19 protein-coding genes and 1 pseudogene are annotated in these 20,084 nt (G+C 55.5%); 4 read left to right on the forward strand and 16 right to left on the reverse strand.

The window, feature by feature from the left end:
• The first annotated feature begins 3 nt into the window (after window positions 1–3).
• Both FMM72_RS12325 and FMM72_RS12330 read left to right on the forward strand, forming a co-directional pair.
• Complete coding sequence (locus FMM72_RS12325; protein ID WP_279285997.1) at window positions 4–753, forward strand: ABC transporter ATP-binding protein; 750 nt, start codon at window positions 4–6, stop codon at window positions 751–753.
• Complete coding sequence (locus FMM72_RS12330; RefSeq protein WP_162221602.1) at window positions 740–2,005, forward strand: ABC transporter permease; 1,266 nt, start codon at window positions 740–742, stop codon at window positions 2,003–2,005. The genes FMM72_RS12325 and FMM72_RS12330 overlap by 14 nt, the downstream gene beginning before the upstream one ends.
• Before the next feature lie 320 nt (window positions 2,006–2,325).
• Here the strand turns inward: FMM72_RS12330 and FMM72_RS12335 are convergent, their stop codons facing one another.
• The 11 genes from FMM72_RS12335 to FMM72_RS12385 form a co-directional block, all read right to left on the reverse strand.
• Entirely contained in the window at window positions 2,326–3,810 is a 1,485-nt protein-coding gene (locus FMM72_RS12335) for a DUF1846 domain-containing protein (protein WP_162221603.1), read from the reverse strand.
• A gap of 177 nt (window positions 3,811–3,987) precedes the next feature.
• Complete coding sequence (fba, locus tag FMM72_RS12340) at window positions 3,988–4,923, reverse strand: class II fructose-1,6-bisphosphate aldolase (protein WP_160209039.1); 936 nt, start codon at window positions 4,921–4,923, stop codon at window positions 3,988–3,990.
• Window positions 4,924–5,130: 207 nt separating this feature from the next.
• Complete coding sequence (locus FMM72_RS12345) at window positions 5,131–5,868, reverse strand: amino acid ABC transporter ATP-binding protein (RefSeq protein ID WP_162221610.1); 738 nt, start codon at window positions 5,866–5,868, stop codon at window positions 5,131–5,133.
• 5 nt (window positions 5,869–5,873) lie between these two features.
• A complete protein-coding gene (locus FMM72_RS12350; protein ID WP_160209040.1) occupies window positions 5,874–6,647 on the reverse strand; it encodes an amino acid ABC transporter permease in 774 nt (257 codons plus the stop codon).
• Window positions 6,648–6,802: 155 nt separating this feature from the next.
• Window positions 6,803–7,702, reverse strand: coding sequence for a transporter substrate-binding domain-containing protein (locus tag FMM72_RS12355; RefSeq protein ID WP_243151570.1), 900 nt, complete (start codon window positions 7,700–7,702; stop codon window positions 6,803–6,805).
• A 326-nt stretch (window positions 7,703–8,028) separates the two neighbouring features.
• Window positions 8,029–9,219: a [FeFe] hydrogenase H-cluster maturation GTPase HydF gene (gene hydF, locus FMM72_RS12360; RefSeq protein WP_162221604.1), complete on the reverse strand. Its 1,191-nt coding sequence runs from the start codon at window positions 9,217–9,219 to the stop codon at window positions 8,029–8,031.
• A 15-nt stretch (window positions 9,220–9,234) separates the two neighbouring features.
• The gene (hydG, locus tag FMM72_RS12365) at window positions 9,235–10,647 is read right to left on the reverse strand and encodes a [FeFe] hydrogenase H-cluster radical SAM maturase HydG (RefSeq protein ID WP_160209042.1); all 1,413 of its coding nucleotides are present in this window, start codon (window positions 10,645–10,647) and stop codon (window positions 9,235–9,237) included.
• A 90-nt stretch (window positions 10,648–10,737) separates the two neighbouring features.
• Window positions 10,738–11,778 (reverse strand): [FeFe] hydrogenase H-cluster radical SAM maturase HydE, encoded by a 1,041-nt coding sequence (hydE, locus tag FMM72_RS12370; RefSeq protein ID WP_162221605.1) that lies wholly within the window; start codon window positions 11,776–11,778, stop codon window positions 10,738–10,740.
• Entirely contained in the window at window positions 11,766–12,044 is a 279-nt protein-coding gene (locus FMM72_RS12375) for a TM1266 family iron-only hydrogenase system putative regulator (RefSeq protein ID WP_160209044.1), read from the reverse strand. Before FMM72_RS12375 ends, hydE begins: the two co-directional genes overlap by 13 nt.
• A 72-nt stretch (window positions 12,045–12,116) precedes the next feature.
• Window positions 12,117–12,500 (reverse strand): DUF3788 domain-containing protein, encoded by a 384-nt coding sequence (locus tag FMM72_RS12380; protein WP_243157807.1) that lies wholly within the window; start codon window positions 12,498–12,500, stop codon window positions 12,117–12,119.
• A 50-nt stretch (window positions 12,501–12,550) separates the two neighbouring features.
• A complete protein-coding gene (locus tag FMM72_RS12385) occupies window positions 12,551–12,691 on the reverse strand; it encodes a hypothetical protein (protein ID WP_162221607.1) in 141 nt (46 codons plus the stop codon).
• A gap of 401 nt (window positions 12,692–13,092) precedes the next feature.
• Between FMM72_RS12385 and FMM72_RS12390 the strand changes: the two genes are divergently transcribed.
• Window positions 13,093–13,542: a GNAT family N-acetyltransferase gene (locus FMM72_RS12390; RefSeq protein WP_160209046.1), complete on the forward strand. Its 450-nt coding sequence runs from the start codon at window positions 13,093–13,095 to the stop codon at window positions 13,540–13,542.
• A 77-nt stretch (window positions 13,543–13,619) separates the two neighbouring features.
• Here the strand turns inward: FMM72_RS12390 and FMM72_RS12395 are convergent, their stop codons facing one another.
• From FMM72_RS12395 to FMM72_RS12415, 5 genes and pseudogenes are all read right to left on the reverse strand, one after another.
• Window positions 13,620–15,338 (reverse strand): DEAD/DEAH box helicase, encoded by a 1,719-nt coding sequence (locus tag FMM72_RS12395; protein ID WP_162221608.1) that lies wholly within the window; start codon window positions 15,336–15,338, stop codon window positions 13,620–13,622.
• 368 nt (window positions 15,339–15,706) lie between these two features.
• The gene (locus FMM72_RS12400; protein ID WP_160209048.1) at window positions 15,707–17,227 is read right to left on the reverse strand and encodes a sodium:solute symporter family transporter; all 1,521 of its coding nucleotides are present in this window, start codon (window positions 17,225–17,227) and stop codon (window positions 15,707–15,709) included.
• Window positions 17,228–17,649: 422 nt separating this feature from the next.
• Complete coding sequence (locus FMM72_RS12405) at window positions 17,650–18,291, reverse strand: superoxide dismutase (RefSeq protein ID WP_160209049.1); 642 nt, start codon at window positions 18,289–18,291, stop codon at window positions 17,650–17,652.
• A 32-nt stretch (window positions 18,292–18,323) separates the two neighbouring features.
• A complete protein-coding gene (locus tag FMM72_RS12410; RefSeq protein ID WP_160209050.1) occupies window positions 18,324–19,067 on the reverse strand; it encodes an N-acetylmuramoyl-L-alanine amidase in 744 nt (247 codons plus the stop codon).
• A 162-nt stretch (window positions 19,068–19,229) separates the two neighbouring features.
• Window positions 19,230–19,367 (reverse strand): annotated as a pseudogene (locus FMM72_RS12415) (peptidoglycan hydrolase); the annotation flags it as partial.
• A gap of 346 nt (window positions 19,368–19,713) precedes the next feature.
• Between FMM72_RS12415 and FMM72_RS12420 the strand changes: the two are divergent.
• Entirely contained in the window at window positions 19,714–19,893 is a 180-nt protein-coding gene (locus FMM72_RS12420; RefSeq protein WP_160210546.1) for a carbon storage regulator, read from the forward strand.
• Window positions 19,894–20,084: the final 191 nt, after the last annotated feature.

Below are 20,084 nucleotides of genomic sequence, written 5' to 3' on the forward strand. Positions count from 1 at the left end.
CCGATGGAACATGAACAGCTAATGTGGAGCCAAACGCCCGCTGATGATCTGATCATTGATATGCGGGGTATATACAAGCGGTTTTACATTGGGCAGCCAAACGAGCTGGAAATTTTACGTGGTATCGATTTGCAGGTGAAAAAGGGCGAGTTTTTATCGATTGTCGGTGCGTCGGGTTCCGGCAAATCGACGCTGATGAATATCATCGGTGCGCTTGACCGCCCGACAGAAGGCGCTTATACGCTGGATGGTGTGCCAATGGCGGATGTGCCTGACGATATGCTGTCTGAAATCCGCAATTTAAAGATTGGGTTTGTATTTCAAACCTTCAACCTGATTCCGCGTACCACCGCGCTGCGCAATGTGGAGCTGCCCATGGTCTATGCAGGGGCGCGGCGCGGTCCGTGCACAAAACGTGCGAAGGCGCTTTTGGAGATTGTTGGGATGGGCGAGCGGATGAAGCACCTGCCAAATGAACTTTCCGGCGGTCAGAAACAGCGTGTGGCCATTGCGCGTGCGATGGCCAACGATCCGGCGATCATCCTTGCGGATGAACCGACCGGCGCGCTTGATTCTTCGACTGGCCGGATGGTTATGGATATTTTCCATGACCTGCATGAGCGGCGGGGCAAAACGATTGTTCTGATCACCCACAACCCGGAGCTGGCCGCGGAGACGCAGCGTATTGTAACACTCAGCGACGGCCGGATCATTGACAGCAGGGAGGGGGATGCACGCCATGCAGTTGTTTGAAAACATCGCCCTTGCAGTTGCCGGACTGCGCGCCAACAAGATGCGCGCGCTGCTCACGATGCTTGGTATCATTATCGGTATCGGATCGGTCATCACGATTGTCACGCTCGGTGATGCGATGACGGGCGCGATTATGGATACATTCAATTCGCTCGGCGCCAACAGCATCCAGATCTATATCAGCGATAAGCCCGATGAAAACGGCAATATCGATTGGTCGCGTCCTTACGAGGACGGCGACTATATCTCCGACGAGATGATCGACGCATATAAGGAACGGTTCGGCAGCATGGTTGAGGCTCTGGCTGTTTCCGAGAGCATCGGCAACGGACAGGCGCAGAATGGACGCCATCAGGCACAGGCACAGGTGATCGGTGTCAACGACAACGCGCTCGGCATCCAGAATATCGATATCGTCGCAGGACACGATTTAAACGAGCGCGAGGTTGGCGCGGGCAAATATGTCGCGGTGATCTCCGACGCGTTTGTTGAGGATTTGTTCCCGAATACAACGCCGCAGCAGGCGCTCGGACGCGAAGTAAAGCTGCGTGTCGCGCGTGGTCAATATACATTTACTGTCGTGGGCGTTTATCACTTTGAGGTCAACGGAATGATGGCCGGAATGGTGGGGAGCGTAACGTCCAATTTATTTATCCCTGTTTCTGTCGCAAAGGAAATCGCCGATATTGACCGCGGCTATTACTCAATACAGATCAAGGCGTCCTCAGAGGTGACGGACACGGTGGCGTTCGCACAGCAGTCGGAGGACTTCCTCAACCGGACCTTTTACCGCGACAACAAATATATCGAGTTGATGGCCATGAGTATGGACAGCATGCTCGCCGAGATGACCAGCACGATGGATATGATGAAGGTGGTCGTTTCTGTCATTGCGGCAATCTCGCTGCTTGTCGGTGGCATTGGCGTCATGAACATCATGCTTGTTTCCGTCACGGAGCGGACGCGTGAAATCGGTACGCGCAAGGCGCTTGGTGCAAAAAATTCGGCGATCCGTATTCAGTTCATCGTGGAATCGATGATCATCTGCGTGATCGGTGGCGTGATTGGCGTGGTGCTCGGCACAACGCTTGGACGCGTCGGTTCTTTGGCGCTCGGCGCAGCGGCCTGGCCGTCCCTGTTTATCATCCTTGTGGCAGTCGGCTTCTCGATGGCAATCGGCATCTTCTTTGGTTACTATCCGGCTAATAAGGCCGCGAAGCTCGACCCGATCGAGGCCCTGCGCTATGAGTAAGCAAGCTGGATGTACTATCCGTGCTCAAAAATAGAACCCGGCTCGCGCGCCCTTCTGAAAGGGGCGCGCGAGCCGGGTCTTATTTTTTACCGCCTATCCGCTGTCCGCGGCACAGCCTGCAAAAACGCAGCGCCAAACCCACTATTCGCGGCGCAGCCGACTAAAGTTTTTCGCCGAGGCCTTTTTTCAAAAAGGCCGGGAAGTTTTTCGCCGAGGCCTTTTTTCAAAAAGGCCGGGAAGTTTTTCGCTGAGGCCTTTTTTCAAAAAGGCCGGGAAGTTTTTCGCTGAGGCCTTTTTTCAAAAAGGCCGGGAAGGGACAGTTAGCCGTGGAACAGCTTTTTTGTCTGATATTTTGGTTCGCAGGTGAGATTGACGCCAAGCTTGCGGAAAGTGGTGGAATCGACCTGTGAAAGGATGACGGTTGAATGCGCCTCGCAGCCGCGCAGCTTGGGAAGCTGCGCCATAGCCAGCTCGGCTGTCGGGTTGGTTGCGGCGCAGATTGAGAGCGCAACAAGGATTTCATCGGTATGCAGACGCGGGTTGTGGTTGCCCAGATGCTTTGTTTTGAGGTTTTGAATCGGTTCGATGATGATTGGCGAAATGAGATGAATATCCTTCTGGATTCCGCCGAGTACCTTGAGCGCGTTGAGCAGGGCAGCCGCCGAAGCTCCAAGCAAAGCCGAAGTTTTGCCGGAAACGACCCGTCCGTCCGGCAGTTCGATCGCAGTCGCGGGCATCCCGGTCGCTTCCGCTTTTTTCAGCGCACAGGCGATGACGCTCCGCTCCTCGATACAGGCGCCGGCCTGGTTCATCAAAAGCTCAATTTTGTAAACGTCGTTTTCATCGACAAATCCCTGCCGGACCCCGCACCGTGCGGCATAGTAACGGCGAATAATCTCCTGCTTGGACGCGTCGCAGACAGCTTCATCGTCGATGATGCAGCTTCCCGCCATATTGACGCCCATATCTGTCGGCGATTTGTAGGGAGAACCGCCCGCGATCTTATCAAAGATCGCGTTGAGAACTGGGAAAATCTCGACATCGCGGTTGTAGTTGACTGTTGTGACGCCGTACGCCTCCAAATGAAACGGGTCGATCATATTAACATCGTTGAGATCAGCCGTGGCCGCTTCATAAGCGAGATTGACCGGATGCTTGAGCGGTAAATTCCAGATGGGAAACGTTTCAAACTTTGCATAGCCAGCTTTGACGCCGCGCTTGTATTCATGATAGAGCTGTGAAAGGCAGGTCGCCATTTTACCGCTGCCGGGCCCTGGAGCTGTTACAACAACAAGCGACCGTTGCGTTTCAATATATTCATTGCGCCCATAGCCTTCGTCGCTGACGATCAACGGGATATTGGACGGATAACCCGCAATTGGATAATGACGGTAAACACGCAGCCCAAGCGATTCCAGGCGTTTCTGGAAGGCTTCAGCCGCCGGCTGCGCGTTATATTGCGCGATTACAACGCTTCCCACGTACAAGCCGATGCCTCGAAACGCATCGATCAGGCGCAGCACATCAAGATCGTATGTAATACCAAGGTCGCCGCGCACCTTGTTCTTTTCGATATCTGAAGCATTGATGACAACAACGACCTCGACATCGTCCTTCATATGCAAGAGCATACGCACCTTGCTGTCTGGTTGAAACCCCGGCAGCACGCGCGCGGCGTGATAATCATCGAACAGCTTACCGCCAAATTCAAGATAGAGTTTTCCTCCGAAACGCACAATCCGTTCCTGAATATGCTCGGACTGTGTGCGCAGGTAGCGTTCATTGTCAAACCCGATTCGTTTCATTCTGCTTCCTCCAAATAACACTTTCCTGTAAAAAGCCGGCTGCATATCACAATTGGCGGATTTTTTAAAACAAAGCCGCCGGCGGAAGATATGGGGCGGGCTCCAGCCGCGGTCACGCACTGGAAAAACCCGGCGGAACCCATTCCGCCGGGCTGTCTGCACGTTGGGTGCGGCAGCTTACGCCTTGCCGGCGCAGCCAAGCACTTCATTGATCTTATGAGAAACCATGTCCTTGACGGCGGTGCGGGCAGGCATCAAATATTGACGCGGATCGAAATGATCCGGATGCTCAACAAAGTATTTGCGGACCGCAGCCGTCATGGCGACACGCACATCGGAATCGATGTTGATTTTGCAGACGGCCATCGAAGCGGCCTTGCGGAGCATATCCTCAGGAATGCCGATGGCATCCGGCATCTGGCCGCCATACTGGTTGATGACCTTGACCAGATCCTGCGGGACAGACGAAGCGCCGTGCAGAACAATTGGGAAACCAGGCAGACGGCGGCTGACCTCCTCAAGGATATCAAAGCGTAACTGCGGCTTCTGGCCAGGTTTAAACTTGTATGCGCCGTGGCTGGTGCCGATGGCGATAGCCAGCGAGTCGACACCGGTCTTGGTGACGAATTCCTCAACCTCGCCGGGATTTGTAAACTGCGCGTCGTCGGCGTGGACGTTGACGTCGTCCTCGATGCCGGCCAGCTTGCCAAGCTCCGCCTCAACAACAACACCATGCGCATGGGCATACTCGACAACCTTGCGCGTCTCGGCGATGTTGTCCTCAAAGCTGCGCGCGGAGCCGTCGATCATGACAGATGTAAAACCGCCGTCGATGCAGGTTTTGCAGATTTCAAAGTCCGCGCCGTGGTCAAGATGCAGTGCGATCGGGATATCCGTATCGGCAACGGCAGCCTCGACAAGCTTGACAAGATAGATATGCTTGGCATATTTGCGTGCGCCAGCGGAAACCTGGAGGATGACGGGCGCCTTTAGTTCGGAAGCCGCCTCGGTGATTCCCTGGACAATTTCCATGTTGTTGACGTTGAACGCGCCAACAGCATAACCGCCCTCATATGCCTTTTTAAACATCTCGGTTGTTGTAACCAACGGCATGATAAACAACTCCTTTATTTTAATGGATTGTAGATTTCCCGTTTTTTATTATACCATTTTCCACACAAAAGACAACCGCTTTTGCAGGCTCCCAGGGACTTTTTTTGACGCCCCTGCACATGGAAAGCGGCGTTAACGTCTTATTCACGGGAATTTCCAAACGGAATATAAACAATCCCCGCCGCATAAAACTGCGGCGGGGATTGTTTAAGCCTGCAAATAGCGTGAAAGAAACTCGCGCGTGCGTTCGTTTTTCGGGGCGGTAAAAATCTGCTCGGGCGATCCTTCCTCGAGGATGACGCCGCTGTCCATAAAGACAACGCGTGAGGAAACATCCCGCGCAAAGCCCATCTCATGCGTGACAACAATCATTGTCAGGCCTGTTTTGGCAAGTCCCTTCATAACCTCGAGCACGTCGCCGACCATCTCGGGGTCAAGCGCGGAGGTCGGCTCGTCGAACAGAAGAATTTCCGGATCCATGCACAACGCGCGCGCGATCGCGACGCGCTGGCGCTGCCCGCCTGAAAGCTGTGCGGGCGACGCGCCTGCAAATTGGGCCATGCCGACCTTTTCAAGAAAGGCCTCAGCCTTTTTCTGGCTTTCCTCACGGCTGCGTTTGAGCACAGTCATCTGGCCGATCATGCAGTTTTTAAGCACGCTCATGTTGTTAAAGAGGTTAAAGGACTGAAACACCATGCCGACGCTTGCACGGTGCTTGTTGATATCAATGTCACCCTTGAGGATGTCCTTGCCATGAATCAGGATTTCCCCCGCGTCCGGGATTTCAAGCAGGTTGATACAGCGCAGCAAAGTTGATTTGCCGCTGCCGGACGAACCGATCACCGTGATGACATCGCCCTTATCGATATGAAACTGGATATCATTGAGCACCTCAAGCCGTCCGAAGTGCTTGCGGAGGTTTTTGATTTCAACAAGATGCTCCATCACACTTACTCCTCCCGCGATTGATTGGTTTTTCCGGTTGCAAGACGGGCTTCCGGGACCGTCTGTGACGACGGATAGCTCGACGGCGCGCGTCCCATACGCTTTTCAATCACATGCAGAATGCGGGTCGTTGTAAAGGTCAGCACGAGATAGATCAAAGCCGTGACCAAAAATGTAGCGGTAAAATCAAAGATGCTGCCCGCGATCTTGTTCGACTGGAAAAACAGCTCCGTAACGGAGATTGCGTTGAGGACGGACGAATCCTTAATATTGACGACAAATTCGTTTCCGATGGCGGGGAAAGCGTTCTTGATGCCCTGCGGCAAAACGACATGCAGCATCGTCTGCGCTGAGGTCATACCGATGCTGCGCGCGGCCTCGGTCTGTCCGACATCGACCGATTGGATGCCGGAACGCAGGATTTCCGCCATATAAGCGCCGGTGTTGATCGAAATAATGCAGATACCTGCGACGACAGGCGTCCAGTTAAAGACAGACTTCAACCCGTAGTAAAGAAATACCGCCTGCACCATCATCGGCGTGCCGCGGAAAAATTCGATATAAACACATGCAATCACATTGACGATGCGTTTCACAATTTTTGTGGCGAATGAATCGCGCGGCTCAATTTTTGAGGAGATCGACCGCGCGCTGCCGACGATCAGCCCGATCACAAGGCCGATGATCGTACCAGTCAGGGAAATAAGGAGCGTGATCTTGATGCCGGCCCAGAACATGGGCCAGTATTTCCCGGCGATTTGGACGGCGGATGCAAGCATATTTAAACAACCCTACCTCTTTTATTCAACTTTGATGAAAGACATCGGCCAAAGCCGGTATCCTCCGGCTTTGGCCATATGGCGTCGTCTGTTCAAGCTCCCGTTTACACTTACAGCGGGAGATTTTGAATTGGCGCTTGCCGCTGAAAACGCCTTTATTCCTGTGCGGGCTGGCGGCCGGTGGCGTCGATCATCCACTGCTGGCGATCCTCCTCGGAGACGGAGGCCAGCGCGCCCTGGATGGCATCGAGCAAAGCGGTGTTGCCCTTCTTGACGGCAATGGAAACGGAGGTGTCCGCCTCAAATCCGCTGCCCTCGGCGAATTCGATGTATGTCAGGTCCGAGTTGCCGGCGACAACACCAGCGGCGACCGGCAGCTCGGCGGTGAGCGCGTCGACCTCGCCGCTCTGAAGCGCGACGACCATCAGCGGATAGGTGGCCAGCGGCGTAACATGATCGACGCCCTCGATCTGATCAATAACGGTGTCGTAAAGCGTGTTGAGCTGACCCTGCACCTTGCGGCCGGACAGATCCTGGATGCTCGTGATGTTCGTCAGATCGCTGTCCTTGCGCACGATCACAACCATCTTACTCTCATAATATGGATCGGTAAAGTCGACATTTTCCCTGCGCTCGGGCGTGGCGGTCATACCGGCGATGATCGCGTCAATCTCACCGTTGTTGACAGCCGGCTCAAGCCCCTCCCAGGCGATCGGCTTGACGACAAGCTCAAGGCCAAGCTGCTCGGCGATGTGCTTGCCCATGACAACATCATAGCCGTCGGCGTAAGAGGCGCTGCCAATATCGACGGCCATGTCCGTTTTTTCAAGCTGTGTCCAGTTGAACGGCGCGTAAGCGCATTCCATGCCGATTGTAAATTTACCCGGGGTTACGGTTGCAAATGCCGCGCCGCCTGCGGCTTCGCTTCCCGCAGCCTGGGAGGCGGCGGGCGCGGCGGGAGACGCCGCGGAAGGCGTGCTGGTTGAGGAACTGGAACCGCACCCGGCCGCGAGCATCATGACGGCGGCAAGAGCGCATGCAAACAACTTTTTCATTTTTTCATTCTCTCCTGTGCTTTGTTTTTGTGTTCAATCGGAGCTGCCGGCCAAGCTCTGTTTTTTAAAACGGGAGTACCGGCCGCCTCAAATTTTTGCCAAGGAAAACCCTTCTGTTACAGTTTATGTTGATGGCGCGGTAAAGTCAAGAGTTTTTGCAGGTTTCTGTATGTTTTCATCATAGAAATGTATTTTTTGTCAATTATATTTGCATATATGCACGATTTTTTGCAGGTAAAAAAACCGGGAGGTTCATTTCGCCAACAGCGCGAAATGAACCTCCCGGCGCAGGCAGGCGTCTTGGAAAACGGGCTTTGGCGCAGCCCTCAATATGCAATCCGGTCAAGGATGCCGCCAAGCTTGGCCAGCGCGACGCCGTAATTTGTGATCGGCACGCCCGCTGCGCGCGCTTTTTCAATGCGCGCCAGCACATAACGGCGGTTAAACATGCACGCGCCGCAGTGGATGATCAGGGAATAACCGCTTATATCGTCCGGGAAGTCCGGTCCGCTGACAATGTCGACGGCAAGCTCCCCGCCGACGCGCGCGCGCAGAAGGCGGGGCAGCTTGACGCGGCCGATATCCTCCTCGAGCGGGGCGTGCGTGCACGCTTCGGCGATCAACACCCGCGAATCCTTTGTCAGCGCGTCAATGGCTGCCGCTCCCTCGACAAATGCGTTGATATCGCCCTTGACGCCGGCCATCAGCACAGAAAACGAGGTGAGCAGCGTTTGAGGCGGTTTTTTGGCATAGACCTGGGGGAATACCTGGGAATCGGTGATGATCAGGCGCGGCGGACGCTCCAGCGCGGCAAGCCCCGCGTCGAGCTTGTCCGCTGTGACGCTTATAACGACGCAGCGGCGGTCGAGCAGGTCGCGGATCGTCTGCACCTGCGGAAGGATCAGACGCCCTTTAGGCGCCTGGATGTCCTGCGGCATGACGAGCAGCACAACGTCGCCGTCGCTGACAAGCCCGCCGGTGACGCTCTTTTTCTCATAATCCTCCGGCATCTGACGGATGACAGCCTCGATCACATCCTTGATACCGGAGCCGTCCTTTGCCGAGGCGACGATCGGGAACAGGCCGAACGCCGCATGCACCGCCCCGGCGATTTCCGGAACATTTGGCAGGATATCCGCTTTGTTGACGACGGCGACGACCGGCGTTTTCTGCGCGCGCAGCGCGTCGATCCATTCCTGTTCCCACGTCAGGCCGGCGTCGCAGAACAACATGACGGCAACGTCCGTCTTTGCAAGCGCGTCGCGCGTTTTTTCAACGCGCAGCGCGCCGAGTGCTCCCTCGTCGTCGAAGCCGGCCGTATCGATGAGCATACAGGGGCCGATCCCATGTATCTCCATCGCCTTATAGACCGGGTCGGTCGTCGTGCCCGCTATATCGGACGTGACGGCCGTGTTCTGCCCGGTGATGGCGTTGATCAGCGACGATTTGCCGCTGTTTCGTTTTCCAAAGATGCCGATATGCAGCCGGTTGGCGCTCGGCGTGCTTGTCAGGCTCATGATGCTTCCCTCGTTTCAGAAGCGGAAGTCGCGCTTTCCGGCAGCGATCTCCGCGAGATGTTCGGTTGTGAGGCGGCGTACCTTTTCATTGGGGATGCGCGGGAGCATCTGGGCGATCATCGCCTCGCCCTTGGCGCGCGTTTCGGGCGACGCGTAGTCCTCCAGGTATTCCTTGAGCGTCATCAGCGCGTTCGGGTCGCAACAGTTGCCGATCTGTTGGGATTTGACCAGATGCATAAAGCGGTCGCCGGTACGCCCTTCGCGATAACAGGCGGTGCAGAAGCTTGGGATATGGCCGAGGTCGAGCAGCCAGCCGACCACCTCGTCGAGCGTGCGGTTGTCGCTGACGTCGAACTGCGAGGAGTTTTCCGTTTCGTCCTCGGCATAGCCGCCGACGCTCGTGCGTGAGCCGCCGCTGAGCTGCGAGATGCCAAGCTCCAGTACCTTTTCACGCGTTTGCTGCGTCTCGCGCGTTGAGATAATCATGCCGGTATAGGGGACGGCGATGCGCAGCACGGCGACGATCTTCTGAAAGATTTCGTCGGAGATGCCGTTGTCAAATTCATCGGGGTCGATGTCATCGGCGGTGCGCACGCGCGGCACGCTGATTGTGTGCGGTCCGACGCCGAACACGGCTTCAAGGTGTTCGGCGTGCATGAGCAGGCCGACAAAATCGTATTTATAAAGATTCAGCCCAAACAGGACGCCGCAGCCCACGTCGTCGATACCGCCTTCCATTGCGCGGTCCATCGCCTCGGTGTGGTAGGCGTAATTGCTTTTAGGACCGGCCGGGTGCAGGTATTCGTACGATTCCTTATTATATGTCTCCTGGAACAGGATATAGGTGCCGATGCCGGCCTCTTTGAGCCTGCGGTAATTTTCAACGGTGGTCGCGGCGATGTTGACGTTGACGCGGCGGATCGCACCGTTTTTGTGCTTGATGCCATAGATGGTTTTGATGCTTTCCAGCACATATTCAATCGGACAGTTGACCGGGTCCTCGCCCGTTTCCAGCGCAAGGCGCTTGTGCCCCATGTCCTGGAGCGCGACCACCTCGCGCACTATATCCTCCTGTGAAAGCTGTTTGCGCGCGATGTGCGTGTTGTGGTGGTGGTACGGGCAGTACCGGCATTCGTTGACGCAGTAATTCGACAGATACAGCGGCGCGAACATGACGATGCGGTTGCCATAGTTGCGGCGCTTGACCTCCCTGGCCAGCGCAAAGATTTTTTCGATGCTGGCCGGGTCGCCGCATTCGAGCAGGACGGCTGCCTCGCGGTGGGAAAGGCCGCCGAGGCGCGCCGCCTTTTCAAGGATGCTTTCGATCAGCGGGATGTTGTTCCTGTTCTCTGCCGCATACCGCAACGTCTCTTTGATTTCGGCGTCGTTGATGAACTCCTCCGCCTTTTTGGATTTGGGATCATACATGCCAATCACTCCTTTTATTGAAACGGGCTGTGAATACAGGTTCTGTATCCTATCGGAAAACGGGGCCGGGCTTGTGGGGCGCCCGTCTTTTTATTCGGGGACAAAATCGCCGCGGCCGACAGTCAGTTCATAGCCGATGGATCGCATCCTGTTTTGCAGGCAAGCGCGGCATTCGGCCGCTTCGTCCCCTGTACAGATTTTGTTGTCATAAAGCGCATATTGCTTTCGCACGCATACCGGCGATAGATTCGGCATCACGACATTCGCTCCAGCGAGAACGCCCCGCTCCCGGCCGTCGGGCGCGATGGTACCGAGCGCCGTCGTAGCGGGCAGCAGCGCGTTTGGCAAAATCAACCGCGTGAGCGCAACCATCAGAAGCGTCTGCCGCAGCGTCCCGGCGGGGAAGGAGGAAAACGGCGTCTGATGGTGCGGGATAAACGGGCCGATGCCGACCATCTGCGGCGACAGCTCGCGAAGGAACAGCAGATCGTCCGCCAGGTTTTCCGGCGTCTGATACGGCGAGCCGACCATGAAGCCAGCGCCGGTCTGAAACCCAAGTTCCTTGAGCGAACAAAGGCATTGCCTGCGGCGCTGGGGCGTCTGCTCCGGCGGATGCAGACGCTGGTAATGCGCGGGCGAGGCCGTCTCATGCCGCAGCAGATAGCGGTCTGCGCCCGCCTTTCGGTAAAGCCGGTAGGACGAAGGCTCCTTTTCGCCGATGGAGAGCGTGACGGCGCAGTCCGGCCAGGCCGACTTGACGGCGCGGATAATCCCGCAGATGCGTTCGTCGGTAAAGTACGGGTCCTCGCCGCCCTGGAGCACAAAGGTCCGAAAGCCGAGCGCATAGCCGGCCTGGCAGCACGCAAGAATCTCCTCTTGCGTCAGACGGTAACGCTCCGCCAGATGGTTGCTGCGCCGGATGCCGCAGTAGTAGCAGTCGCAGCGGCAGTAATTGGTAAACTCGATCAGCCCGCGTGTGTAAATGCGGTTGCCGAAACGGCGGCGCGCCGTTTCGCGCGCCGCGTCGAACAGGTATTGCATGTCTTTGTCGCCGGTTTCCCGAATCAGACGGGTCAATTCTGCACGCGGCAGCGCGCGCTCGCGCCGCAGTGCGTCGATCAGCCCGCGCACGAATCCAGGTCCTTTCCTGCGGATACCTTGGAATAAACCGTTTTGATGCTGACGCCGTCAAGCATACCGAGCTTGCCGGAAAGGGAGCTGATCATATCGCCTGGCGCGTCAACAACGACGCTGATGATGCAGATATTTTTTTGCCGGTAGGGAATGCCCATGCGTCCGACGATATACGGCGCGTATTCATGTAATATCGTATTGATGCGGTCGGCCGCGGCCGGTTCCTCGACAATGATGCCGATCAGCGCGATGCGTGTGTCCATAAAAATCCTCCGTTTCGCCGCGATATGCGGTGCGATTTGGTAAAGAAAGTTTCCTCTATTTTCAAAGAGGCCCTAACCGTTCCGGCGAATTTCAATCAAACGAAAGACGTCGTCGTACAGATCGCCTCTATCTTCCAAATCGATCATGAGCCATTTTTGTCCGTTCCCTTCTTTTGTCCGGCTGTAAATTTCCTGCAATTCCAAGATGCATTCAGGCAGGATTGTTTCAACCGATTTTCTTTCTTTTTCTCCTACAACGATCATAACGGTAAAATAAAGCTCCCGGAGATAAAGCGTGCACAAAGTTTTTCCCGCTTTTTTAAATTTGACGTTCCATCCTGCTTCCCAGCTGCAAGAACTGAATTCTATTTTTTCGATACACTTGTACCTATTTTTCAGTTCAGAGCAGAACTGCATAAAAACGGGCGTTCTGACATATTGCCCTATTTCCTCCAAAGCAGGACGGTGCTCCTTGTCCTGTAAATTGAGCATGCGAATTCCTCATTTCAAAATTTCGATTTGTGTTGAAGCTGTTGCGGCATAGCTTTTGCATCGGCCCAGGCGGCTTTCTTAATGATTTTATAAACGGTTGTTTGCAGGCTATAAAAAAACGCCGCAGCCAAACTGGCGCGGCGTTTTTGCGGCACAAAACCTCATGCGCCAAAGCGCGCTGCGTGAAAAAGCAGGCGCCAGGCGTATGAAACGTTTGCGCACCATTTTCGGATGCCCGTAGGGGCGGGAAAATAGCGCATCATTTTTTGTATAGCAAAATACACCGCCTTTTCGGTCGGGACGAACCCTTCCGGTGGGACGATTATAATGGAAAAGTCCTTTCTCCGCGGGAAAATCCCTTGGAAGGCAGGAGATCTGTTTTTGAGCAAAGCGAATCTGCCGGCAAAGCGGCGCACCGCCTTTGTGCCGTTTGATAAAACAACGACTTTACTATAGCATAAATCGAATCGTTTGGCAAGGCGCGGCCAGCGGTTTGCCAAACGAACAAGCTTCTGCTATACTCAGTTTCAGCGATCGACGACAGGAGGATTTCAAAATGATCAGAGAGGTTACAGCAGCGGACAGGGAGGACTTTTTGCAGCTTCTCGATGAGTTTTACCATTCTCCGGCTGTGCTGCATCCGGTGCCGCAGGCATATTTTGAGCGCACGTTCCGGGAGGTCACGTCGGACAGCCCGTATGCCCGGGCCTATCTGCTGGAATGCGGCGGCGCGGCGGCCGGTTATGCACAGCTTTCCTTTACCTATTCAACGGAAGCCGGCGGCCGTGTGATCTGGGTGGAGGAGCTGTATGTGCGGCCGCAGTACCAGGGGCGCGGGCTTGGCGGCGCGTTTTTCCGCTTTTTGGAGGAGACGTATGCCGGGCAGACGGCCCGCATACGGCTGGAGGTGGAGCCTGACAACGACGGTGCGCGCCGCCTGTATGGCCGCGTCGGGTTTGAGGAGCTGCCGTATATGCAGATGTGCCGCGATTTTCCGGCTGAATGACGCGCGGCGCGCAATGAAAGGCCCGGATATCCTTTGTGGGGATATCCGGGCCTTTTTTTACTGCGCGGACGCGCCTGTTATTCATCGTGCGTACGGCGGCGGTTGCGGTCGTTGTAGGAGGCGCGGTCGCGCCGCTGCGACGGCTTAGGCCGGAAAAACGGCTTTTCCCGGCCGCCTGCAAAGCCTCCGCGCGCGGCATAACGCGGCTTTTCAGACGTAAGCGTAAAGTGCACATCAATTCCGCGGATTTTTGCGGTACGCATCGCCTCGATGACTGTAAGCGCATCATTTTCATACAGCTCGATCAGGGAGCCGTCCTCAAAAATATCGATTTTGCCGATCGCGCGCGCGGGCAGGCCGGACGCGTCGGCAATGGCCGCGACAAAATTAGCCGGCGTTACATTCTGCGCGCGTCCCGCGTCCGCGCGCAGAACCACGCGGCGTCCGCCGCGCGCCGGGCGTTCGCCGGGCGCGGGAATTTTCAGGACGGGAATCAGTTTTTTATCGCGCGCAGCGATCATCTGCGCAAGCGCGCAGGCGATATCGCGCATTTCACAGCCGCGTTCGGCCGCGATTGCGTCAAGCTGCTCGCCCCACTTGCCGTATTCGTCCGCCTCGAGCGTGCGCGCGACGCGCGCTGCGAATTTTTCGCGCTTTTTCCGCACGATTTCATCGCCCATCGGCAGAGGAGCTTCGCGGATATCCGCGTTGATAAAGCGGCGCAGCTGACGGATTGTATCGACCTGGCGCGCGCCGCATACAAGCGTGTGCGACATCCCTGTCCGGCCTGCGCGTCCGGTGCGTCCAATGCGGTGGATGTAGTGCTCGAACTCCTGGGGAATATCAAAATTAAAGACGGCTTCAATGTTTTCAACGTCGATCCCGCGCGCCGCCACATCGGTCGCTACAAGGATGCGCGTTTTGCCGTCGCGGAAACTCTGCATGACCTGCGTGCGGCCGGACTGCTTCATATCGCCGTGGATGCCAAGCGCCCGGAAACCGTGCTCGCTGAGATATTCAGTCAGGCTGTCGACCATTGCCTTGGTATTGCAGAACACGACCGCGCGCTTCGGGTCGTGATATTGAAGCAGGAGATTGAGCGCATCCATCTTGCGCGCCTGCGGTACGCGGTAGAAAAATTGCTCGACCGCTGCAATGGTGCGCTGGCCTGTGCGGATGTCAACCGTCTGCGGATCGCGCAGGAACTCGTCGGTGATTTTCAGAATTGCCGGCGGCATGGTGGCGGAAAACAGGACTGTTTGACGCGTATCGGGCGTTTCGGCCAGAATGGTCTGGATGTCCTCAAGAAAGCCCATATTGAGCATTTCGTCCGCTTCGTCAAGGACAACGGTGCGCAGATCGGCAAGGCGCAGCGTATGGCGGCGCATATGGTCCATCACGCGCCCCGGCGTGCCGATTACAATGTTGGCGGCGCGCAGCGCGCGGATCTGGGCGTCCATCGGCGCTCCGCCGTAGACGGCCGCAACACAGACGCCGGGCTTATATTTGGCGAATTTGCGCATCTCGTCGGCAATCTGCATGGCAAGCTCACGCGTGGGCGAGAGCACCAGAACCTGCGGCGCTTTCAGGCCGCCTTCAATGCGCTCCACGGCGGGGATGCCGAATGCGGCTGTTTTGCCGGTACCAGTGCTGGAGCGGCCAATCACATCGGCCCCCTGCATCAGCAGGGGGATTGCCTGCGCCTGGATGCCGGTGGCCTGCGTAAAATTCATATCGCTGACAGCCTGTACAAGCTCCCGCGACAGACCGATATCCTCAAATTTTGTTTCACTCATAGAACGCTCACTTTCCGGGTCAAAAAAACAGGGCGTTGCCGCCATATACAGCTGCGGCGACCCGGACGTTTGATAACCCTTGTCTCAACGGTGGCCTTTTGCCCGCCAAAGGAAAACACCTGTTCTCCAGCGGGTTTTTTTCATCTATATTTAAAATAACTTTCATATAATATCACAAATGAAATGCTTTGTCGCCATTCATTTATTAAATTTTATGTGAATTTTTTGACTTTAATCGGATACAAATTGTGGTAACTACCCAAATCGTGTATAAAAGGGAAAAATTTGTTTACCAAGGATAAACGAACGCCGCAAAGAAAAACAGTCCCGCGCCGGCAGACAGGGGACTGTTGGATACTGTAATCTGTTTATTCGGAAACCTGCTCCAGGATCAGCTTGTGTGGCGCGGCGACCCGTTCATCATAGCAGGAGAAAGTGACATCCAGGTGCGCCTGTGACAGCTTTGGCGTGAAAAGGCTGACGAGAGGCGCCACAATAAGGGATGCCACAATCGCAATGGCGCCGGCGGAGGTCGGTGCGGCAAAGGGTACGAACAGGTTGAACACATTGATGCCCACGCCGGTAATAAAGCAGGCCCAGACGCCGGCGGCCGTTGCGCCACGCCAGAACAGTCCATAAACGAACGGTCCCAAAAAGGAACCGGCCAGCACGCCCCAGGAGAGCGACATCAGCGAGGTGATGAGGCTGTTGGGATTGAGCGCGAGCACAACGGAAAGAGTGACGAAAAAGATACACAGCGCCCTGATCCAGCGAAGCTGCGCCTTGTGTTCCATGCCCTTGAAAAGGACGCCGCCAAGAAAATCAAGCGTGAAGGTCGACGACGAGGTGATGACAAGCGAGGAAAGCGTCGACATGGATGCGGACAGGACCAGGATCATCACAACGCCGATCAATAAATCGGGCAGGCTGCCAGCGAGCATTTCCGGAACGATGTTGTCAAAAACAGGCTGTCCGGACGCAGGCGGCGTGTAGTACAGACGGCCAAACGCCCCCATGAAATAGCTGCCGCCGGCGATGATAAGGGCAAACAGCGTTGAAATAATGGTGCCGGCTTTGATCGATTTTTCATTTTTAATGGTATAAAACTTGTGAACCATCTGCGGTAAACCGAGCGTACCAAGGCTTGTCAGTATGACGACGCCAAGCAGGCCAAGCGGGTCCGGGCCGAAGAACGAGACAAACGCGCCATTCAGTCCCGGGGCGGTTTCGCTCGGCATTTGGGAAAGCTGTTCAAACGCGCTGTAAAAGCCGCCGCGCCCATTGAGAATTGAAACGACGACCATGACGATGCCGGCAAGCATGACGACGCCCTGCACAAGGTCGTTGAGCGCGGCCGCCATATAGCCGCCAACAACGACATAGATGCCGGTGAGCACGGCGATTCCGATGACGCACCATTTGAAATCGATGCCGAACGCCATTGCGAACAAGCCGGATAGACCCTTGTAAACCGAAGCGGAATACGGCACCAGGAATACGAAAATCAGAACGGACGAAACGGTTTTGAGCGCAGGGCAACAGTAGCGTTTCGCGAAAAAATCGGGCATGGTGGCCGATTCAAGGTGCTTTGTCATGACGCGTGTGCGCCGTCCGAGCAGCACCCAGGCGAGCAGGCTGCCGATCAGCGCGTTGCCGATGCCGATCCAGGTCGCGGAGACGCCGAAGTTCCACCCGAACTGCCCGGCATAACCAACAAACACGACCGATGAAAAATAGGACGTGCCGTATGCAAACGCCGTGACCCACGGCCCGACGCTGCGCCCGCCAAGCACAAAGTCGCCTACGCTGCCGGCGTGCCGGCGGCAATAAACGCCAATGGCGACAGTCACGGCGAAGAAAATGACGATCATCAGAATTTTTTCCAACATGGCTATGCCTCCCTGCATTTTGGACAACACCCCGCCCTGTTAAAGCTTGATGCTTTACTCAGGGGAAGCAGCTTTGCTATTATGATCAAATTTTTTCGATATGCTAAAAAACCCGCCCTCCGGCTATCCGGAGGGCGGGGGAAGTCCGCGTTACCACCTCGGTTTGCGCCGCACTCGCGTCCGGCGCCTCTGCGGGTGCGAACCGCCCGGTTGCACCGCGCGCTGTAACGGGCGTACCCGGCGCTTTCGCGCGGCTCCCGGAATGTAATTCAGACGGCGTCATTGCCCCGCGCCTCTCATCGCCCGGCTGCTTTCTGTGGGGATAAAACGTCCTACTTGTTTCCGATCAACGCCATGTTTTGCGCAGAACGTTCGTGCGTTCCGCCGCTATGTTGTCAGTTTAACAGATAAAATCGATAAAGTCAACAACTTTTTTCGCCGGTTTCAAATATGTAGTTTTCCTCGGCGAACTGCCAGTCGACGACGTGCCACCACGCGTCCAGATAATCGGCGCGCAGGTTCTTATATTTTAAATAGTATGCATGCTCCCAAACGTCGACACACAGGATGGGGCGAAGCCCGCGGGTGAGCGGCGTATCCTGATTGGGGGTGGAAAAGACATGTAGGCCGCCATCCGGCGCGCAGGCGAGCCATGCCCATCCGGAACCGAAGCGCGCGGCCGCTGTCTGTGTGAAAACATCGCGGAACCGGTCAAATGAGCAAAAGCACTTGTCGATGGCCTGGGCGAGCTGGCCGCAGGGATGCCCGGCTGTCTGGCTGGGGGTCATGCAGTCGAAATAAAGCTCGTGCGTCCAGACGCCGCAGGCATTGCGGTAAACGTCCCGGCGGATATTGCACGGCAGCTGCGCGCAGCCGCAGATGAGCTGCTCCAGCGACCAGCAGTGGTACTCAGGGCAGTCCGCGAGCGCCTCGTTGAGCTTTTTAACATAGCCGGCTTGGTGGCGGTCATGATGGATTTCGACAGTCAGCTTGTCGATATACGGTTCCAGCGCGTCGCAGGGATAAGGGAGCGGGGTCAGTTCAAACGGGTAATGTTCGTTCATACACGCCATCCTTTAATGGAAAATTTAAAGTTTCATTGGGATATATGGATATAGCGGGAATCGGCGTAACCGACCACGCCATTGAAGTTAACGACATACCAGTTTTCCCACTGGCCGTTGACGACGATCGAGTTGCCATTGTAGGCGTGCGCCAGCACGCGCGCGTCAAGAGAAGGTTTTTCGCGGATGTTGAGGTATCCCCAGCGGACGGTGACAATTCCGCGGCGCGGCGGCTGTGGCGAAACGAAGGGGATATCAAAATATTCGGTCAGCGACAAAACGACGTTTTCGGCGATTTCACTGATGTGCTGCTTGATCCAGCTCGCGTCCTCGAGGTTGTCGTGGTAGGCGAATTCGATGAGCACGCCCGGCGCGCGTGTGCGGGAAACTTCGCCCAGGTGCGTGGTGGAGACGGTTTTGACCAGCCACGGATAGGGATAGATCGCCTTGAGGTTTTCGGCGATGATATCGGCGGCGCGCTTGCCGGAGACGCTTGTGGGATAATAATAGACCTCCGCGCCCTGACGCATTCCAGCCTCGCTTTCAGGGGCAGCGTTGGAGTGAAGCGCCAGATGCAGGTCATAATTGCCACGGTTCGACTGTGCGATCGAAGAAGCTGCGGTCATATCCGGGGTGTTGCGTGTCCAGCGGATACCGGATGAGCGCAGATATGGCTCCATCGCATCGGCGATCAGATTCATATAGTATTCTTCCGTACCGCCGTTTACATAATGGTTCCATTCCTGCGTGGAGGGGCTGAGATAGATAATCGGCATAAAAATCCTCCTGTCTGTGCATGTTGGGCTGTTCCACTGTATGCCAGCGGGCAAAAAAGCGTGCACGCAAAAAGCAAGAGAAATTTTTTATTGATTTCGCTTTAGTTTTTCCCAGGCGATACGAATATAAAAAATAGAAGCGCATGACAAAAGGTACACNTTGCGTGTCCAGCGGATACCGGATGAGCGCAGATATGGCTCCATCGCATCGGCGATCAGATTCATATAGTATTCTTCCGTACCGCCGTTTACATAATGGTTCCATTCCTGCGTGGAGGGGCTGAGATAGATAATCGGCATAAAAATCCTCCTGTCTGTGCATGTTGGGCTGTTCCACTGTATGCCAGCGGGCAAAAAAGCGTGCACGCAAAAAGCAAGAGAAATTTTTTATTGATTTCGCTTTAGTTTTTCCCAGGCGATACGAATATAAAAAATAGAAGCGCATGACAAAAGGTACACCTTTTGCCACACCTGGATTCTTTGGAACCTAGGCTGTGCTTATGGATAGTCTGACAGAGATGATTCGTCGGATTGCCTAAATAAATGCAACTGTTTTTGTGAAAAGACAAAAATGGAAGCGTGTGACAAAAAGTGTACTTTTTGCCACACTTGGATTTTTTCGTTTTGCGCATAAGGAGGTGCGGCCATGTTGGTTCTTGGCAGGAACGTCGGCGAATATGTGGTGATCAACGAGAATATTTTCGTGCGGGTGGTCAAGCAGAATGGCGACCTCAAGCTTGCGATCGACGCGCCCAAGGATATTAAAATTGAACGCGGCGAGATCTTTGAAAAACGCAGCGGGCGGCCCGTAAGTATGGCGCGGTAGACATGGTTTTCCGGTTTTCGCGCGTGCTGGCGCGCTGTACACGCGGGAGCCTGAAAATATAATTTTCATTAATGAACMGGGCGGAGGGATACGCCCGCGACAATTCAGGGAGGTTTTATCATGGGAATGGTAGTTAGAAGCAACATCATGGCAGTCAATGCGCAGCGTCAGCTGGGCATGAACAACTCGCA

Origin of the sequence: Anaerotruncus colihominis, from assembly GCF_010206195.1 — a bacterium.
Classification (GTDB): domain Bacteria; phylum Bacillota; class Clostridia; order Oscillospirales; family Ruminococcaceae; genus Anaerotruncus; species Anaerotruncus colihominis_A.

Excerpts from the sequence above, each read along its gene's own strand:
- FMM72_RS12330 (WP_162221602.1), top strand. The coding sequence starts at position 740 with ATGCAGTTGTTTGAAAACATCGCCCTTGCAGTTGCCGGACTGCGCGCC.
- hydF (WP_162221604.1), bottom strand. The coding sequence starts at position 9,219 with ATGAGCCTGACAAGCACGCCGAGCGCCAACCGGCTGCATATCGGCATC.
- FMM72_RS12390 (WP_160209046.1), top strand. The coding sequence starts at position 13,093 with ATGATCAGAGAGGTTACAGCAGCGGACAGGGAGGACTTTTTGCAGCTT.
- FMM72_RS12345 (WP_162221610.1), bottom strand. The coding sequence starts at position 5,868 with ATGGAGCATCTTGTTGAAATCAAAAACCTCCGCAAGCACTTCGGACGG.
- FMM72_RS12375 (WP_160209044.1), bottom strand. The coding sequence starts at position 12,044 with ATGGACACACGCATCGCGCTGATCGGCATCATTGTCGAGGAACCGGCC.
- fba (WP_160209039.1), bottom strand. The coding sequence starts at position 4,923 with ATGCCGTTGGTTACAACAACCGAGATGTTTAAAAAGGCATATGAGGGC.
- FMM72_RS12335 (WP_162221603.1), bottom strand. The coding sequence starts at position 3,810 with ATGAAACGAATCGGGTTTGACAATGAACGCTACCTGCGCACACAGTCC.
- FMM72_RS12325 (WP_279285997.1), top strand. The coding sequence starts at position 4 with ATGGAACATGAACAGCTAATGTGGAGCCAAACGCCCGCTGATGATCTG.
- FMM72_RS12400 (WP_160209048.1), bottom strand. The coding sequence starts at position 17,227 with ATGTTGGAAAAAATTCTGATGATCGTCATTTTCTTCGCCGTGACTGTC.
- FMM72_RS12405 (WP_160209049.1), bottom strand. The coding sequence starts at position 18,291 with ATGAACGAACATTACCCGTTTGAACTGACCCCGCTCCCTTATCCCTGC.
- hydG (WP_160209042.1), bottom strand. The coding sequence starts at position 10,647 with ATGTATGATCCCAAATCCAAAAAGGCGGAGGAGTTCATCAACGACGCC.
- FMM72_RS12410 (WP_160209050.1), bottom strand. The coding sequence starts at position 19,067 with ATGCCGATTATCTATCTCAGCCCCTCCACGCAGGAATGGAACCATTAT.
- FMM72_RS12350 (WP_160209040.1), bottom strand. The coding sequence starts at position 6,647 with ATGCTTGCATCCGCCGTCCAAATCGCCGGGAAATACTGGCCCATGTTC.
- FMM72_RS12420 (WP_160210546.1), top strand. The coding sequence starts at position 19,714 with ATGTTGGTTCTTGGCAGGAACGTCGGCGAATATGTGGTGATCAACGAG.
- FMM72_RS12395 (WP_162221608.1), bottom strand. The coding sequence starts at position 15,338 with ATGAGTGAAACAAAATTTGAGGATATCGGTCTGTCGCGGGAGCTTGTA.
- FMM72_RS12355 (WP_243151570.1), bottom strand. The coding sequence starts at position 7,702 with ATGAAAAAGTTGTTTGCATGCGCTCTTGCCGCCGTCATGATGCTCGCG.